At 65.9% G+C, this 13,334-nt stretch carries 13 protein-coding genes; 6 read left to right on the plus strand and 7 right to left on the minus strand.

The window, feature by feature from the left end:
• Positions 1-16: 16 nt before the first annotated feature.
• Positions 17-298 (plus strand): ComEA family DNA-binding protein, encoded by a 282-nt coding sequence (locus tag NHL60_RS10805; protein WP_253443166.1) that lies wholly within the window; start codon positions 17-19, stop codon positions 296-298.
• Between the two features lie 71 nt (positions 299-369).
• Here the strand turns inward: NHL60_RS10805 and NHL60_RS10810 are convergent, their stop codons facing one another.
• Positions 370-1,131 (minus strand): SDR family oxidoreductase, encoded by a 762-nt coding sequence (locus tag NHL60_RS10810; protein ID WP_253443168.1) that lies wholly within the window; start codon positions 1,129-1,131, stop codon positions 370-372.
• Positions 1,132-1,359: 228 nt separating this feature from the next.
• Here NHL60_RS10810 and NHL60_RS10815 point away from each other — a divergent pair, with 228 nt between their 5' ends.
• The 4 genes from NHL60_RS10815 (at position 1,360) to NHL60_RS10830 (ending at position 4,947) form a co-directional block, all read left to right on the plus strand.
• On the plus strand, positions 1,360-1,893 hold the full coding sequence (locus NHL60_RS10815; protein WP_253443170.1) for an FxsA family protein: 534 nt from the start codon (positions 1,360-1,362) through the stop codon (positions 1,891-1,893).
• Positions 1,894-2,087: 194 nt separating this feature from the next.
• The gene (locus NHL60_RS10820) at positions 2,088-2,381 is read left to right on the plus strand and encodes a co-chaperone GroES (protein ID WP_119022479.1); all 294 of its coding nucleotides are present in this window, start codon (positions 2,088-2,090) and stop codon (positions 2,379-2,381) included.
• 58 nt (positions 2,382-2,439) lie between these two features.
• Positions 2,440-4,083: a chaperonin GroEL gene (gene groL, locus NHL60_RS10825; RefSeq protein WP_253443172.1), complete on the plus strand. Its 1,644-nt coding sequence runs from the start codon at positions 2,440-2,442 to the stop codon at positions 4,081-4,083.
• 123 nt (positions 4,084-4,206) lie between these two features.
• The gene (locus tag NHL60_RS10830) at positions 4,207-4,947 is read left to right on the plus strand and encodes an RNA methyltransferase (protein WP_253443174.1); all 741 of its coding nucleotides are present in this window, start codon (positions 4,207-4,209) and stop codon (positions 4,945-4,947) included.
• 51 nt (positions 4,948-4,998) lie between these two features.
• Here the strand turns inward: NHL60_RS10830 and NHL60_RS10835 are convergent, their stop codons facing one another.
• Positions 4,999-6,351, minus strand: a complete 1,353-nt coding sequence (locus NHL60_RS10835) for a Na+/H+ antiporter family protein (protein ID WP_253443176.1) — start codon at positions 6,349-6,351, stop codon at positions 4,999-5,001.
• 367 nt (positions 6,352-6,718) lie between these two features.
• Between NHL60_RS10835 and NHL60_RS10840 the strand changes: the two genes are divergently transcribed.
• Positions 6,719-8,107, plus strand: coding sequence for a GntP family permease (locus NHL60_RS10840; protein ID WP_253443177.1), 1,389 nt, complete (start codon positions 6,719-6,721; stop codon positions 8,105-8,107).
• A gap of 12 nt (positions 8,108-8,119) precedes the next feature.
• Here the strand turns inward: NHL60_RS10840 and NHL60_RS10845 are convergent, their stop codons facing one another.
• From NHL60_RS10845 to NHL60_RS10865, 5 genes are all read right to left on the minus strand, one after another.
• Positions 8,120-9,145, minus strand: coding sequence for a DUF4105 domain-containing protein (locus NHL60_RS10845; protein WP_253443179.1), 1,026 nt, complete (start codon positions 9,143-9,145; stop codon positions 8,120-8,122).
• 83 nt (positions 9,146-9,228) lie between these two features.
• Positions 9,229-10,524, minus strand: coding sequence for a TRAP transporter large permease (locus tag NHL60_RS10850; protein ID WP_253443181.1), 1,296 nt, complete (start codon positions 10,522-10,524; stop codon positions 9,229-9,231).
• Positions 10,524-11,069, minus strand: coding sequence for a TRAP transporter small permease (locus NHL60_RS10855; protein ID WP_367399327.1), 546 nt, complete (start codon positions 11,067-11,069; stop codon positions 10,524-10,526). Before NHL60_RS10855 ends, NHL60_RS10850 begins: the two co-directional genes overlap by 1 nt.
• A gap of 87 nt (positions 11,070-11,156) precedes the next feature.
• Complete coding sequence (locus tag NHL60_RS10860) at positions 11,157-11,927, minus strand: TRAP transporter substrate-binding protein (RefSeq protein WP_253443183.1); 771 nt, start codon at positions 11,925-11,927, stop codon at positions 11,157-11,159.
• Entirely contained in the window at positions 11,902-13,278 is a 1,377-nt protein-coding gene (locus NHL60_RS10865) for an IS4 family transposase (RefSeq protein ID WP_253443185.1), read from the minus strand. Before NHL60_RS10865 ends, NHL60_RS10860 begins: the two co-directional genes overlap by 26 nt.
• Positions 13,279-13,334: the final 56 nt, after the last annotated feature.

The raw sequence follows: 13,334 nt of genomic DNA on the forward strand, positions 1-13,334 counted from the left end.
CAAGAGGATCGCCACCATGAAGGGAGTGACGCGCAGCACGCTGGCTGCTGCCCTGCTGGTCCTGGTGCTGGGCATGGCACCCATGGGCGCAGTGGCTCAAGACGTAGCCCCCATCAACGTCAACACCGCCGACGCGGAACTGCTGACCGAACTGCCGGGCATCGGCCCGGCGCGCGCTGAGGCTATCATAGAGGAGCGAGAAACCAACGGTCCCTTCGAAAGCGCAGAGGACCTGACCCGGGTCAGCGGCATCGGCGAGGCCACCGCTGCCAGCCTGGAGGATCAGATCACCTTCTGACCGCCCCGGGTTCCCAGGATCCGGTCGCAGGCCATCGCGGCACCCGTGCCGCGATGGCCATGGCACCCCGCCTAGAGACGCAGGCCACCGTCACACTCGATGACCCGCCCGGTGAAGTAGGCATTCTCGAAGATGAAGGCCACGCTCTGGGCGATATCCTCGGGCTGCCCCAGGCGGCGCAGCGGCACGCCGGCGGTCAGCTTGTCGAGCATGTCCTGACGCATGGAGGCGGTCATGTCGGTCTCGATGAAACCGGGCGCCACCGCGCCGACGCGGATACCGTAGCGGGCCAGCTCCTTGCCCCAGGTGGAGGTCAGGGCCACCACGCCGGCCTTGCAGGCCGCATAGTTGCTCTGCCCCATGTTGCCGGCCCGGGAGATGCTGGAGATATTGACGATCACCCCCTCGTTGCCGGCCTCGATCATCTGGCTGGCCGCCTCCCGCCCGCAGAGGAAGACGCCGGTCAGGTTGACGTCGATGACCGCCTGCCAGTTTTCCAGGGACATCACCTTCTCGACCCGGCCCTCCTTCGCCTTGACCAGCAGGGCATCGCGCAGGATACCGGCATTGTTGACCAGGCCGCTCACCGGCCCCAGGGTAGCGGCGATATCGCCGAAGGCCTGCTTGACCGAGACCTCATCGGCCACGTTGGCCACGAAGCCGCGGGCCTCGATACCGGCCTGATGGAGGGCAGAGACGGCTTCGTCCAGGGTAGCCCCATCGGTGTCGATCAGTGCCAGTCTGGCACCGCGGTTACCCAGCAGCTCGGCCATGGCCAGCCCCAGGCCGCGGGCGCCACCGGTTATGGCAATCACGCTATTATCGAGTTTCATCATCGCTCCTTATGGGAAGGCGGAGCCCCGAGCTGCCGCTAAGGCAAGGTTCTGGACGCCTGGTTTATTGCGTACAGGTATGGTAGCAGAATTTGTGCAACGCACCATACTGCTATGACTGCGCCACTCTACTGGCGGCGCCTGCCGCCTGACGAGATGTCAGCCTCAACGCTTGAGTTTCCCTCCGCCGCCCCCATAACACGGAGAATTGTCATCTGCGGAGTTCCCATGCCCTTTCTGCTTGCCTTTACCCTCTTCGCCCTGCTCGACTTCGTTATCCTCTTCTCGGTGGGCAGCCAGATCGGCCTGCTCACCACCCTGTTGCTGGTGCTGGCCACCGGCTTCATCGGCCTGCACCTGATCCGCCGCGAGGGCGCGGCCACCTTCGCCCGGGCCCGGGAGCGCCTGGAGCGCGGCGAGGTACCCTCCGGAGAGCTGCTCACCGGCGCGGCACTGATCTTCGGCGGCGCCCTGCTGATGGCCCCCGGCTTCGTCTCCGATGCCCTGGGCTTCCTCTGCCTGATTCCCGACGCCCGGCGCCTGCTCGGCAAGCTGCTGGCGGCGCTGGGGCTGCGCATGGGCAGCGTCCACGTTCACACCGGCGGCACCTCCTCGGGACCCCGCCAGAGCCCCGGCACCGACTGGCAACAGGCCTCCGGCGCTCAGCACGCCCAGGGGGCCCGTGACGAGCGCGCGCCTGGCGATGAGCACGAGGGCCCGCTGGAGGGAGACTTCATCTCCCGCAATGAGCGGGGGCGGTGAAAAAATTTTGCGGCGGGGCCTTGAAAGCCTTTCGGGCAGCCCCACTTATCGCTCAGCAACAGGTTTCGGCGCGAAGCTCGCGCCATTGACAAGGAAGGCGTTCAGCGCCTCCCCCTCGCAGGCGGAGCCTGCGAGGCGATGACCAGAACCGCCGGGAGAACCCGGCCATGTGAACCATCAGGAGAACGTGAGCAATGAACATCCGTCCCTTGCACGATCGCGTCATTATCCGTCGCGTTGAAGAAGAACAGAAAACCGCTGGCGGCATCGTGCTTCCGGGCAGTGCCCAGGAAAAGCCGACTCGCGGCGAAGTGCTTGCCGTCGGTAACGGCCGGATTCTCGAGAACGGCGATGTGCGCCCGCTGGACGTGAAGGTCGGCGACACCGTCATCTTCAAGGATGGCTTCGGCGTCGAGAAGCAGAAGATCGACGGCGAGGAAGTCCTGATCATGAGCGAGTCCGACATCCTGGCCGTCGTCGAGGGCTGAGCCCCGGCAACGCACGCATTCCCTCAGACGTTCACGCACTCATAGGAAGACATCGAAAATGGCAGCGAAACAAGTCAAGTTCTCCGACGACGCTCGCAAGCGCATGGCCCGCGGCGTAGACATCCTGGCCAACGCCGTCAAGACCACCCTGGGTCCCAAGGGCCGCAACGTGGTGCTCGAGAAGTCCTTTGGCGCCCCGACCGTCACCAAGGACGGCGTCTCCGTGGCCAAGGAGATCGAGCTGAAGGACAAGTTCGAGAACATGGGCGCCCAGATGGTCAAGGAAGTCGCTTCCAAGACCTCCGACGTCGCCGGTGACGGCACCACCACCGCCACCGTGCTGGCCCAGGCCATCGTCAACGAGGGCCTGAAGGGCGTCATCGCCGGCATGAACCCGATGGACCTCAAGCGCGGCATCGACCAGGCCGTCATCGCCGCGGTCAAGGAAGTCGAGGCCCTGGCCGTGCCCTGCACCGACTCCAAGTCCATCGCCCAGGTCGGCACCATCTCCGCCAACGGCGACGCGCGCATCGGCGAAATCATCGCCGAGGCCATGGAGAAGGTCGGCAAGGAAGGCGTCATCACCGTCGATGAAGGCCGTGGCTTCGAGGACGAACTGGAAGTCGTGGAAGGCATGCAGTTCGACCGCGGCTACCTGTCGCCCTACTTCGTGACCAACCAAGACACCATGCAGGTCGAGCTGGAAGACCCCTACCTCCTGCTGGTCGACAAGAAGATCTCCAACATCCGCGAGCTGCTGCCGGTGCTGGAAGCCGTCGCCAAGGCGGGCAAGCCGCTGGCGATCATCGCCGAGGACATCGAAGGCGAGGCCCTGGCCACCCTGGTGGTCAACACCATGCGCGGCATCGTCAAGGTCGCCGCCGCCAAGGCTCCGGGCTTCGGCGACCGTCGCAAGGCCATGCTGCAGGATATCGCCATCCTGACCAACGGCACCGTGATCTCCGAGGAAGTCGGCCTGACCCTCGAGCAGGCCACCCTGGACCACCTGGGCACCGCCAAGCGCGTGACCATGTCCAAGGAGAACACCACCATCATCGACGGCGCCGGTAACGAGGGCGACATCGAGGCCCGCGTCAACCAGATCCGCGCCCAGATCGAGGAGACCTCCTCCGACTACGACCGCGAGAAGCTCCAGGAGCGCGTGGCCAAGCTGGCCGGCGGCGTGGCCGTCATCCGCGTCGGTGCCGCCACCGAAGTCGAGATGAAGGAGAAGAAGGCCCGCGTCGAGGACGCCCTGCACTCCACCCGCGCCGCGGTCGAGGAAGGCGTGGTGCCTGGCGGCGGTACCGCCCTGGTACGCGTGCTGACCAAGATCAAGGACCTCAAGGGTGACAACGAGGACCAGACCCACGGCATCGCCATCGCCCTGCGCGCCATGGAAGCCCCGCTGCGTCAGATCGTCACCAACGCCGGCCAGGAAGCGTCCGTGATCCTGAACCAGGTGAAGGATGGCGAAGGCAACTACGGCTACAACGCCCAGACCGGCGAGTACGGCGACCTGTTCGAGATGGGCGTGCTGGACCCGGCCAAGGTGACCCGCACCGCGCTGCAGTCTGCCGGCTCCGTGGCTGGCCTGATGATCACCACCGAGTGCATGATCGCCGACGATCCGGACGAGAAGGACGCCGCTCCGGACATGGGCGGCATGGGTGGCATGGGTGGCATGGGCGGCATGATGTGATCACGCTCCCTGCCCCAGGCGCTGCTTGATGCAAGGCCTGAGACAGACCCCGCCGGCGAGAGCCGGCGGGGTTTTTGCTTTAAGATACCCCTCCGCTCATCACCTAGCGCCAGCCGTCTGCCCATGCTCCCCAATATCCGCATCGTCCTCGTCCAGACCTTCCACCCCGGCAATATCGGCGCCGCGGCCCGAGCCATGAAGACCATGGGGCTCACCGACCTGGTGCTGGTCAACCCCCGCCAGTTCCCCGACGCCGAGGCGAGCCGGCTGGCCGCCGGCGCCGAGGACCTACTGGAGAGCGCCCGGGTGGTGGGCTCGCTTGGCGAGGCGGTGACCGACTGCGTCCAGGTGGTGGGCGCCAGCGCCCGGCTGAGGAGCCTGCCGCTGCCCCACTATGATGAACCCGACGCCATGGCCCGCGACCTGGTCGAACACGCCGCCGCCGACCCGGTGGCGCTGGTGTTCGGCCGCGAGCGCTCCGGCCTCACCAACGACGAGATCCGACTCTGCAGCCACCAGGTGAGCATCCCCGCCAACCCCGAGTACGGCATCCTCAATCTCTCCCAGGCGGTGCAGGTGCTGGCCTACGAGGTGTTCAAGGCGTGGCGCCAGCGCCCCGGGAGCGGCTACCTACCCCAGCGCCCCGAGGAAGAGCGCGCCCCCAGCCGCGAGCAGCTCGGCCACTTCCACGACCACCTGACCCGGGTGATGCGAGAGAGCGGCTTTCTCACCCAGCCCCACGCCCGCACCGAGGTCCAGCTGCAGGCGCTTTTCGCCCGCGCCCAGCCCTCGCGAAAGGAGCTCTCGCTGCTGCGGGGGCTGCTGGCCTCTCTGGATCAGCATCTGCCGGGGCACGATGCATAGCAAAACGGCGGCCACAGTGGCCGCCGTTTTGTTGCCAAGACGCCGTCGAGGCTAGAACAGCATCGCCGCCGCCCAGCCGAAGGCGATCAGCGGGATGTTGTAGTGCAGGAAGGTGGGCACCACGCTGTCCCAGATATGGTCGTGCTGGCGATCCACGTTGAGGCCGGAGGTGGGGCCGAGCGTCGAATCCGAGGCCGGGGAGCCGGCGTCACCCAGGGCCGCGGCGGTGCCCACCAGCGCCACGGTGGCCAGGGGCGAGAAGCCGAACTGCACCGCCAGGGGCACGAAGATCGCCGCGATGATCGGGATGGTGGAGAAGGACGAGCCGATCCCCAGGGTGATGAAGAGCCCCACCAGCAGCATGATCAGCGCCGCCAGGCCCCGGTTGTCGCCGATGATGTCGAAGCTCGACTGCACCAGGGTATCGATATGCCCGGTGGCGTTCATCACCGCCGCAAAGCCCGAGGCGGAGATCATGATGAAGCCGATCAGCGCCATCATGCGCATGCCGCTGGTGAAGAGGTCGTCGGCCTCGCGCCACTTGAAGATCCCCCCCACCGAGAGCAGCGCAAAGCCCACCAGGCCGCCCAGCACCATGGAACCGGTCCAGAGCTGGATGCCCAGCGCCGCCACGATGGCCACCCCGGCCATCACCAGCCCCAGGGTATGCGGCTCGGCGTCGGACTCCGGGTGGTGGTGCGGCACATTGGTGGTGGCCAGGTCCAGGGCCTGGTACTCGCGTGGCTTGCGATAGCTGATGAAGAGCGCCACCGCGAGGCCCAGCGCCATGCCACCCACCGGCACCGCCATGGCCATGGGCACCATGCCCCGGGTGATCTCGAGGCCCAGCACATCACCGGCGCGGTTGATGTTGGCCAAGAGAATATCGTTGAGGAAGATCGCCCCGAAGCCCGCCGGCAGCAGCATGTAGGGGGCGGTCAGGCCGAAGGTCAGGGCGCAGGCCACCGCCCGCCGGTCCAGCCGCAGCTGGTTCATCACCTTGAGCAGCGGCGGGATCAGGATCGGGATGAAGGCGATATGCACCGGGATCAGGTTCTGGGAGGAGATCGACACCAGCAGCACGGCGGTCAGCAGCAGCGCCTTCACCGTGGCCTGGCGCGCCTCCGTGGCCTCCTGGCCCAGCATGCCGATCAGCCGCCTGGCCAGCAGGTCCGGCAGTCCGGAGCGCGAGATGGCCACCGCGAAGGCGCCCAGGGTGGCATAGGCCAGCGCCACCTGGGCGCCGCCGCCCACCCCCTCGTTGAAGGCCGAGAGGGTATCCTCGATGGAGAGCCCGCCCACCAGGCCGCCCACCAGGGCCCCCACCACCAGCGCGAAGACGACCGAGACCCGCGCCAGCGACAGCCCCACCATCACCAGCACCGCAATGATTACCGCGTTCATGGAATTTTCCCGAAGAAAGGAGTTGGAGTAAGACGAAACGGCGAAGGATTCTACCAGAGCCGCGGCGGACCTGCCCGCCACCGAACGCTGCTCAAGGTCAATAAAGCGTCACCTCAGCGTCATCGCGCCGTCACCTTCCGCAGCGATGATCAAAGGCGTCCAGCAGGACGGGGCAAGGGACACTGCCACTTCTCGTCACGGATGCGCCAGGGCTGGACGCCCTGCAGGGATCCAGGCAGCAGGATGCTGCCCAGGGAGGCCCTATCGCCACGGCAGCCGCCGTGGCGTTCTTGTTGAAAGCGGCGGCCAATCCTGTTCCCATGCGCGCTCTTCACCTTTCGGGTTCACCCATTGACAAGGAGCGCCGATGAGCACCCTGGCCATCGTCATATCCCTCTTCCTGCTGATGTTTCTTGCCTATCGCGGCATCTCGGTCCTGCTGCTGGCGCCGCTGATGGCGTCGCTCGCCGTGCTGCTCTCCGGCGAGGCGGCCTTCCTGCTGCCCTTCTATACCGACACCTTCATGAAGGCGCTGGGCAACTACGTGATCCAGTTCTTTCCCCTCTTCCTGCTGGGTGCTCTCTTCGGCCAGCTGATGGCGGACTCCGGCGCCGCTCAGGCCATCGCCCAGGGCATCGTCAAGCGGCTGGGCACCCGCCACGTGGTGCTTACCGTGGTGATCGCCTGCGCCGTGCTGACCTACGGCGGCGTCTCGCTATTCGTGGTGGCCTTCGCCATCTACCCCATCAGCCGCGAGCTGTTCCAGCAGGCCGAGGTGCCCAAGCGGCTGATTCCCGCCGCCATCGCCCTGGGCGCCTTCACCTTCACCATGACCGCGCTGCCCGGGACGCCCTCGATCCAGAACGCCATTCCCATCCCCTTCTTCGAGACCAACAGCTTCGCCGCCCCGGGGCTCGGCCTGATCGCCGGGGTGATCATGCTGACCCTGGGGATTCTCTACCTGCAGTCCCGGGTGGCCGCCGCCCGGGCCCGGGGAGAGGGCTACGGAGAGCACACCGAGCGTGAAGGGGAAGGCGAGGAGTCCGCGGCCCAGGCGAGCATGCCCCTGGCCCTGGCGCTGATTCCCCTGGTGATGGTGATCGGTCTCAACGCCCTCTTTACCTACGGCATCTTCCCGAGCATCGAGCTCGACTACATCAGCGAGCGTTTCGAGAACGTCTCCCCCAGCGGCCAGAGCGGCCTCTGGGCGATCCTGATCGCCCTGCTCAGCGCCTGCGCCTGGCTGATCGTCACCCGCTGGCACCGCTGGCGCGACCTGAAGGGCACCGTCAACAAGGGCTGCTTCGGCTCCCTGCTGCCGATCTTCAATACCGCCTCCGAGGTGGGCTATGGCGCAGTGATCGCCAGCCTCGCCGGCTTCGCCATCATCCGCGACGCCGTGCTCAACGTCTCCGACAACCCGCTCATCTCCGAGGCGGTGGCCATGAGCGTGCTCTCGGGGATCACCGGCTCCTCCTCCGGCGGGCTCTCCATCGCGCTGCAGACCCTGGGCAGCGAGTACCTGGCCATGGCCCAGGCCGCCGGCATCAGCCCCGAGCTGATGCACCGGGTGGCAACCCTGGCCTCCGGCGGCATGGACACCCTGCCCCACTCCGGCGCGGTGATCACCCTGCTCACCATCTGCGGCCTGACCCACCGCCAGTCCTACGGCAACCTCGCCATGGTCACCATCGTGCTGCCCCTCTCCGCCCTGGTCACGGTGATCACCCTGGGCACTCTGTTCGGCAGCTTCTAGGCGTTCCGCGACTCAGGGGGCATCGGCCCAGCCCGGCACCCCCTGGCGAATACGCCGTGAGAAATCCGGGTCGTCATGAGCGGCCCGGGCGCGGGCGCTGATGTCCCCCAGGCGCCGGAGTTCACCCAGGCCATAGCCCGGCACCAGGCCGCCGTGGTCGTGCACATAGCCGGGCAGCAGCCCGGTAAGCAGCAGGCGGTGATCCAGCGGCAAACCCTCGATAATGCGCTGCATCAGGGTGAACACCAGGGTCGTGCAGTTGGCGGTCACGGTGTGATAGAAGCGCGGCTCCCGAGCCAGGGCGTTGGCCTCTTCCACCAGGGCGAGCAGCAGCTCCCGGCGCTCCCGTTCGCCCAGCATCACCCGGTAGAGCGTCACCGACTCGCCGCGCACGTTGCTGCGCAGCCGCACCGCGTCGCGCTCGTCGGCGGCGATGATGGCCAGCTCATACTGCTTGAAGAAGCCGCCGATCTCGGAGAACTGCTCGTGGCGCTCCCGACGCACCTCCACCGAGAAGGCCAGGAAGTCGTCGATCGCGGCGGCGCCCGACGCTTCACTCTCACCCCGAAAGCCGAACGAGAGCAGCACGTGAGCGATCCCGGGACGCCCCCAGCGCGAGACGATCAGGTCCAGGGAGGCGAGGCGATCCAGCCGATAGCGTCGCGGCTCCCAGGCCACCCGAGCCGCGTCACGGGCCTGCCACTCGAAGCAGCGCACCCGGTCCACCTCCAGCCACTCCCCCGCCACCCGGCCGCTGGCCAGGTGGGCCACGTCGTCGGCCCAGTCCAGCTCCGCCGACGGCACCAGGCGGCGCCACCAGGCCAGCAGCGCCAGCATCTGCACGGCAAGCCCCGCCACCGGCGCCAGCCGAGCGCCTTGACCGTAGAGCCAGAGCCAGATTCCGCCCAGCAGCAACCAGCCGGCCACTCCCAGCAGTCGTCCGGACCAACCCAGCGGCAGGCGATGACCCAGCGCCAGGGCACCCCACAGGGTGCAGAGCGCCATGGCCAGTCGAACGGCAAGATCCACAAGCAGCATCGTGATGACTCCCTCAGCGATGCCGCGAGGCTAGCACGCCAGACGCCCCCTGGCCTCAACGCTGGGCAGCGGATGTGATTCCGTCAATACCCCAGCATGGAGGGGAGCCAGGTAGCCAGCGGTGGCACTGCCACCAGTACCAGGATAGTGGCTAGAATCGGCAGAAGAAACGGCAGCACGGCCCTCACAACCTGGCCATAGCGCAGCCGGGTAATGCCCACCATCAGGAACAGCACATTGCCGAAAGGGGGTGTGATGACTCCTACCGACAGAGTGATCACCATGACGATGCCGAAGTGGATCGGGTCCAGGCCCGCGGCGAGCGCGGCCGGCACCACGATGGGCGTAAAGATCAGGATGCTCTCCACCACCGACATGAAGCAGCCGATCAACAGGAAGAAGAGCGCAAAGGCCAGAAGCAGAAAGACGGTGGGCATGTCAATGCTGGCCACCTGGCCCGCCAGAGCCTGGGGAATACCGATGCGGACCAGGATCCAGCCGTAGAAGCTTGATACCGCGATGATCAGGAGGATCGCCACGCTGAACATCAGGGTGCGCCGGAAGGCTAGGTAGAGGGCCTTCAGGGTCAAGTCGCGGTAGACCACCGCCCCCAGGATCACCGCATAGAAGGAGGCCACGGCGCCCGCCTCGGTGGGCGTGAAGAAGCCCCCCCAGATGCCCCCCACGATGATCGCCGGCATCATCAGCGGCAGGATCGCCCGGCGCCCGGTACGCAGCACCTCGCGACCGTCAAAGGGGGTCGGCGCCGGCATCACCACCCGCTGGGTCGCGCCCAGGGCCACGGTCATGCCCATCAGCAGCAGCGCCATGAGAATCCCCGGCAGCAGCCCCGCCATAAACAGGGCGCCAATGCTGACGTTGGCCAGCCAGCCGTAGACCACCAGAGCGATGCTGGGAGGCAGAATCGGGCCGATCACGCTTGACGCCGCGGTCACCCCGGTAGAGTAGCCGAGATCATAGCCGCGCTCCTTCATGGCCTTGATCTCGAGACTGCCGAGGCCCGCCGCATCGGCCACCGCGGTGCCGGACATGGTGGCGAAGATGGAGCTTGCCACCACGTTGGCGTGGCCAAGCCCCCCCTTGGTGAAGCCGACCAGGGCCGTCGCAAAATCGAAGATCCGCGTTGTGGTGGAGCCGGTGTTCATGATGTTGGCGGCCAGAATGAACAACGGAATCGCCAATAGAGTGAAGTTGTTGAGGGTCTGCACCATGCGCAGCGACATCAGCTCCACCGGCAAGCCACCGCTGCCGGTGACCGCCAGGGCGATGAATGAGGTGATGCCGATCGCCACCACCACCGGCAGGCCGATGATCATCAGCGCCAGCAGACCGCCCACGAAGATTGCCAGTTCCAACATCAGCGTGGCTCCTCATCGTCGCGACCGCCACCCGGCACCCAGGCCACGCGGCCGCGCAGCGCCTGCCAGGCGGATATCAACGTCATCCCGGCAAAGCCGATGAAGATGCCGTAATAGAGGTAGCTGAAGCTGATCCCCAGCGAGACGGTGCGGTTGTTAGCGCTCATCTCGGACATGATCCAGGCGCCCCAGGCAGCCAGCGCGAAGAAGCCACAGGAGAGCAGCGCATTGAAGCGGTACTGCATGTCCAGCGCCAGCCGCGACATGCGATGGCTGAACAGGTCCACCAGCAGGTGCTCGCCGCGCACCAGGGCAGAGAGCGACCCGATGCCAACGGCGTAGATGGCCAGCAGCGAGGCCACCTCCTCGGTCCAGGGCATGCCCAGCCCGATGAAGTCCCGCGCCACCACGGCGGCAACGATGAGCAGCAGGATGCCCGCCAGCAGCAGCACGCCCAGCACATCGCAGACCAGGGTCAGGCCGCGCAGCAGCCAATAGGCCAGGCGGTCCACGGGGCCCTGGGGTATCCCGGTTTCTTGCACCACGAAAGACTCCTCGATGATTCCCAGTGACAGCACGGCGGCGCCCCAGGGGGCGCCGCCGGCATCGTCATATCAACGGTTAACGCGCGCTCAGTCGTCGCTGCCCAGCGCATCGTCCATCACGCCGTCGGCCATCTCGGCCAGAATGCGCTCGATGGCCGGCCGGGCTGCCTCGCGAAACGCCTCCACGTCGGGCTCGATGATGGTCATGCCGTTGGCCTCGAGCTGCTCCAGGTAGTACTCGTCGAGCTCGAGTTCCACCTCGTTACCATGCTGGCGAGCAACATCGATGGCTTCGGCGATCAAGGCCTGGTCCTCACCATCCAGTCCATCCCACCAGCGCTTGCTGGCTACCCAGTTCCACGGGAACTGCACGTGACTGGTCAGAATGATGTGGTCCTGCACCTCCCACAAGCGACGCGTGTAAGGCGATGAGAGGGAGTTCTCATGACCGTCCACCTGCCGGGTCTGCATGGCCAGGTAGATTTCCGGCGCCGGCACATTGACCACCGTGGCACCGATCTCTTCCCATACTTGCAGCCAGACCGGAAGTGACGGCAGACGCATGCGGAAGCCCTGCAGGTCTTCCGGCGAGTGGATGGCCTTATTGGCCGTCATGTGTCGGGGGCCGCGATGCTGCGTGCCGAAGTACTTGATGCCCCCTTTCTCCTCGGCTATTTCGACCAGCGTCTGACCGGAAGGGCTCTCCATGAAGGCATCCACTTCGTCCCAGGTGGCAAACACGAAGGGTACAGTGATGGCGTCATACTCCGGGGCATATTGCTGGCGCCAGTTGCCGCCGGTGATGGAAAGCTGGGTCTGGCCCGAATGGCACTTACTTAAGCTTTTTCGGATGACCATGCTGGCGGATTTGCTCTCGGGCTATTGGCCGCGGCGTCTTCAACAGCGGGTGGGGTGATGGTCGTCGTTTTAGCGCTCTAGGCTCCACCCGCCCCGGCCGCTGCCCCACACGAAGCGTCGTGATCTGTTTCATGAGGCAAGCGCGCTCATGATCGTGAAGCGGCGAACGTGCCGCGATCTGCCGCACCATCTGCACCGTATGCTTGAAGCTGAGGTGCTGAGGCAAGCAGTCTGCCCAGTCACTGGCTTCCACCATCACACGGCGGATCAGGTTGTAGGCCAACAGATACACCCACACCTCCTTTTCCACCATGGCGGGCGTCTTGCAGCGTAGCCGGTCCATGCCCAGGGTCGTCTTGATGTCCCGCAGGCGCAGCTCCACCTGCCAACGCATCTGATAGAGTTCCTGGATTTGCTGACGGGGCACCGCTCTGTCGGTGCATGTCGTGATCAGAACCATACCGCCAACCGCCAGCTCCCTCATCGACAGCGTCGTCGGCAAGGCGTTGAACGCCGCTTGGCTCATCCAGTCACGGCGATTCTTGGGTTTCTCCCACGTCGCAATGTGATCCTTGTGCCCCAGCGGGTCGCCGGCCTGAAAATCCGTCTCGCGTCGGAAGTGCTGGCGCATCACCACATCGACACCGCGGGCAGCCAGTTCTGCGACCAGGGCATAGGACGGGTAATAGCGATCCGCAATGACGATGTCTCCAGCCTCAAAGGTGTCGAGCATCTCCCGCAGCAGAGCATGCTCGCCCGTCCCCTTGCCCTTCAAGGGACCCATGGCGGCATTGAGTACCGCACCGCTGTTCATGTCCATGATGACCACCAGGCGCGCCATCGGAAAGCCCAGGCCGGGCTTCTGACTACCTGGCTGGGGGAAGCGTTGCTGGTTCTCGGGCGTATCCGGCATCGACACGGTGGTGCCGTCAATCAGCTTGATGGGCCGGCCTTGCCAGGTTCTGGCTGCGGGCATACTTGCTGCCAGGGTATGGCCAAGATGACGTGTCAGGTCGGCGATGACATCGCCTGGCAGTCGCTGCCGGGCCCGGCAGTAGGCGCCCGTACGAGGGCTTGCCGTGGCCTGCTGGTGATGTGTCCAGGTCAGGAGATGGCGGTTGACGGCTTGCTGGCAAGAGCCGTCGGCTCCCAGGACTTGCGCGATGAATGTCTCCAGCGTGACCATGGGCGGAAAGAGCCGATGGCGACAAGCCGGCAGCGCTTGATCCAGGCCGGAAGCTGCGAAAGTCGCGTGGAGTTGAGCGTATAGCTCGGTGTGACCCGGGCGGTTGGCATGATGCGCGACGCGCCGCTGTTGGCATTGGTGAAGCAGATCAGTAGGATAGGTCATGAGAGCAGGCGTTGGATTGGCGGGTTGTGTGTGGTTTCGCGACTTACACAATACCT

It is taken from the genome of Halomonas sp. Y3, assembly GCF_024137965.1.
Taxonomy (GTDB): domain Bacteria; phylum Pseudomonadota; class Gammaproteobacteria; order Pseudomonadales; family Halomonadaceae; genus Halomonas; species Halomonas mongoliensis.

Coding starts and splice junctions, on each gene's coding strand:
- NHL60_RS10845 (WP_253443179.1), bottom strand. CDS start 9,145: ATGCTGCTTGTGGATCTTGCCGTTCGACTGGCCATGGCGCTCTGCACC.
- NHL60_RS10820 (WP_119022479.1), top strand. CDS start 2,088: ATGAACATCCGTCCCTTGCACGATCGCGTCATTATCCGTCGCGTTGAA.
- NHL60_RS10860 (WP_253443183.1), bottom strand. CDS start 11,927: ATGGTCATCCGAAAAAGCTTAAGTAAGTGCCATTCGGGCCAGACCCAG.
- NHL60_RS10815 (WP_253443170.1), top strand. CDS start 1,360: ATGCCCTTTCTGCTTGCCTTTACCCTCTTCGCCCTGCTCGACTTCGTT.
- NHL60_RS10840 (WP_253443177.1), top strand. CDS start 6,719: ATGAGCACCCTGGCCATCGTCATATCCCTCTTCCTGCTGATGTTTCTT.
- NHL60_RS10850 (WP_253443181.1), bottom strand. CDS start 10,524: ATGTTGGAACTGGCAATCTTCGTGGGCGGTCTGCTGGCGCTGATGATC.
- NHL60_RS10810 (WP_253443168.1), bottom strand. CDS start 1,131: ATGAAACTCGATAATAGCGTGATTGCCATAACCGGTGGCGCCCGCGGC.
- NHL60_RS10835 (WP_253443176.1), bottom strand. CDS start 6,351: ATGAACGCGGTAATCATTGCGGTGCTGGTGATGGTGGGGCTGTCGCTG.
- NHL60_RS10830 (WP_253443174.1), top strand. CDS start 4,207: ATGCTCCCCAATATCCGCATCGTCCTCGTCCAGACCTTCCACCCCGGC.
- NHL60_RS10805 (WP_253443166.1), top strand. CDS start 17: ATGAAGGGAGTGACGCGCAGCACGCTGGCTGCTGCCCTGCTGGTCCTG.
- NHL60_RS10865 (WP_253443185.1), bottom strand. CDS start 13,278: ATGACCTATCCTACTGATCTGCTTCACCAATGCCAACAGCGGCGCGTC.
- groL (WP_253443172.1), top strand. CDS start 2,440: ATGGCAGCGAAACAAGTCAAGTTCTCCGACGACGCTCGCAAGCGCATG.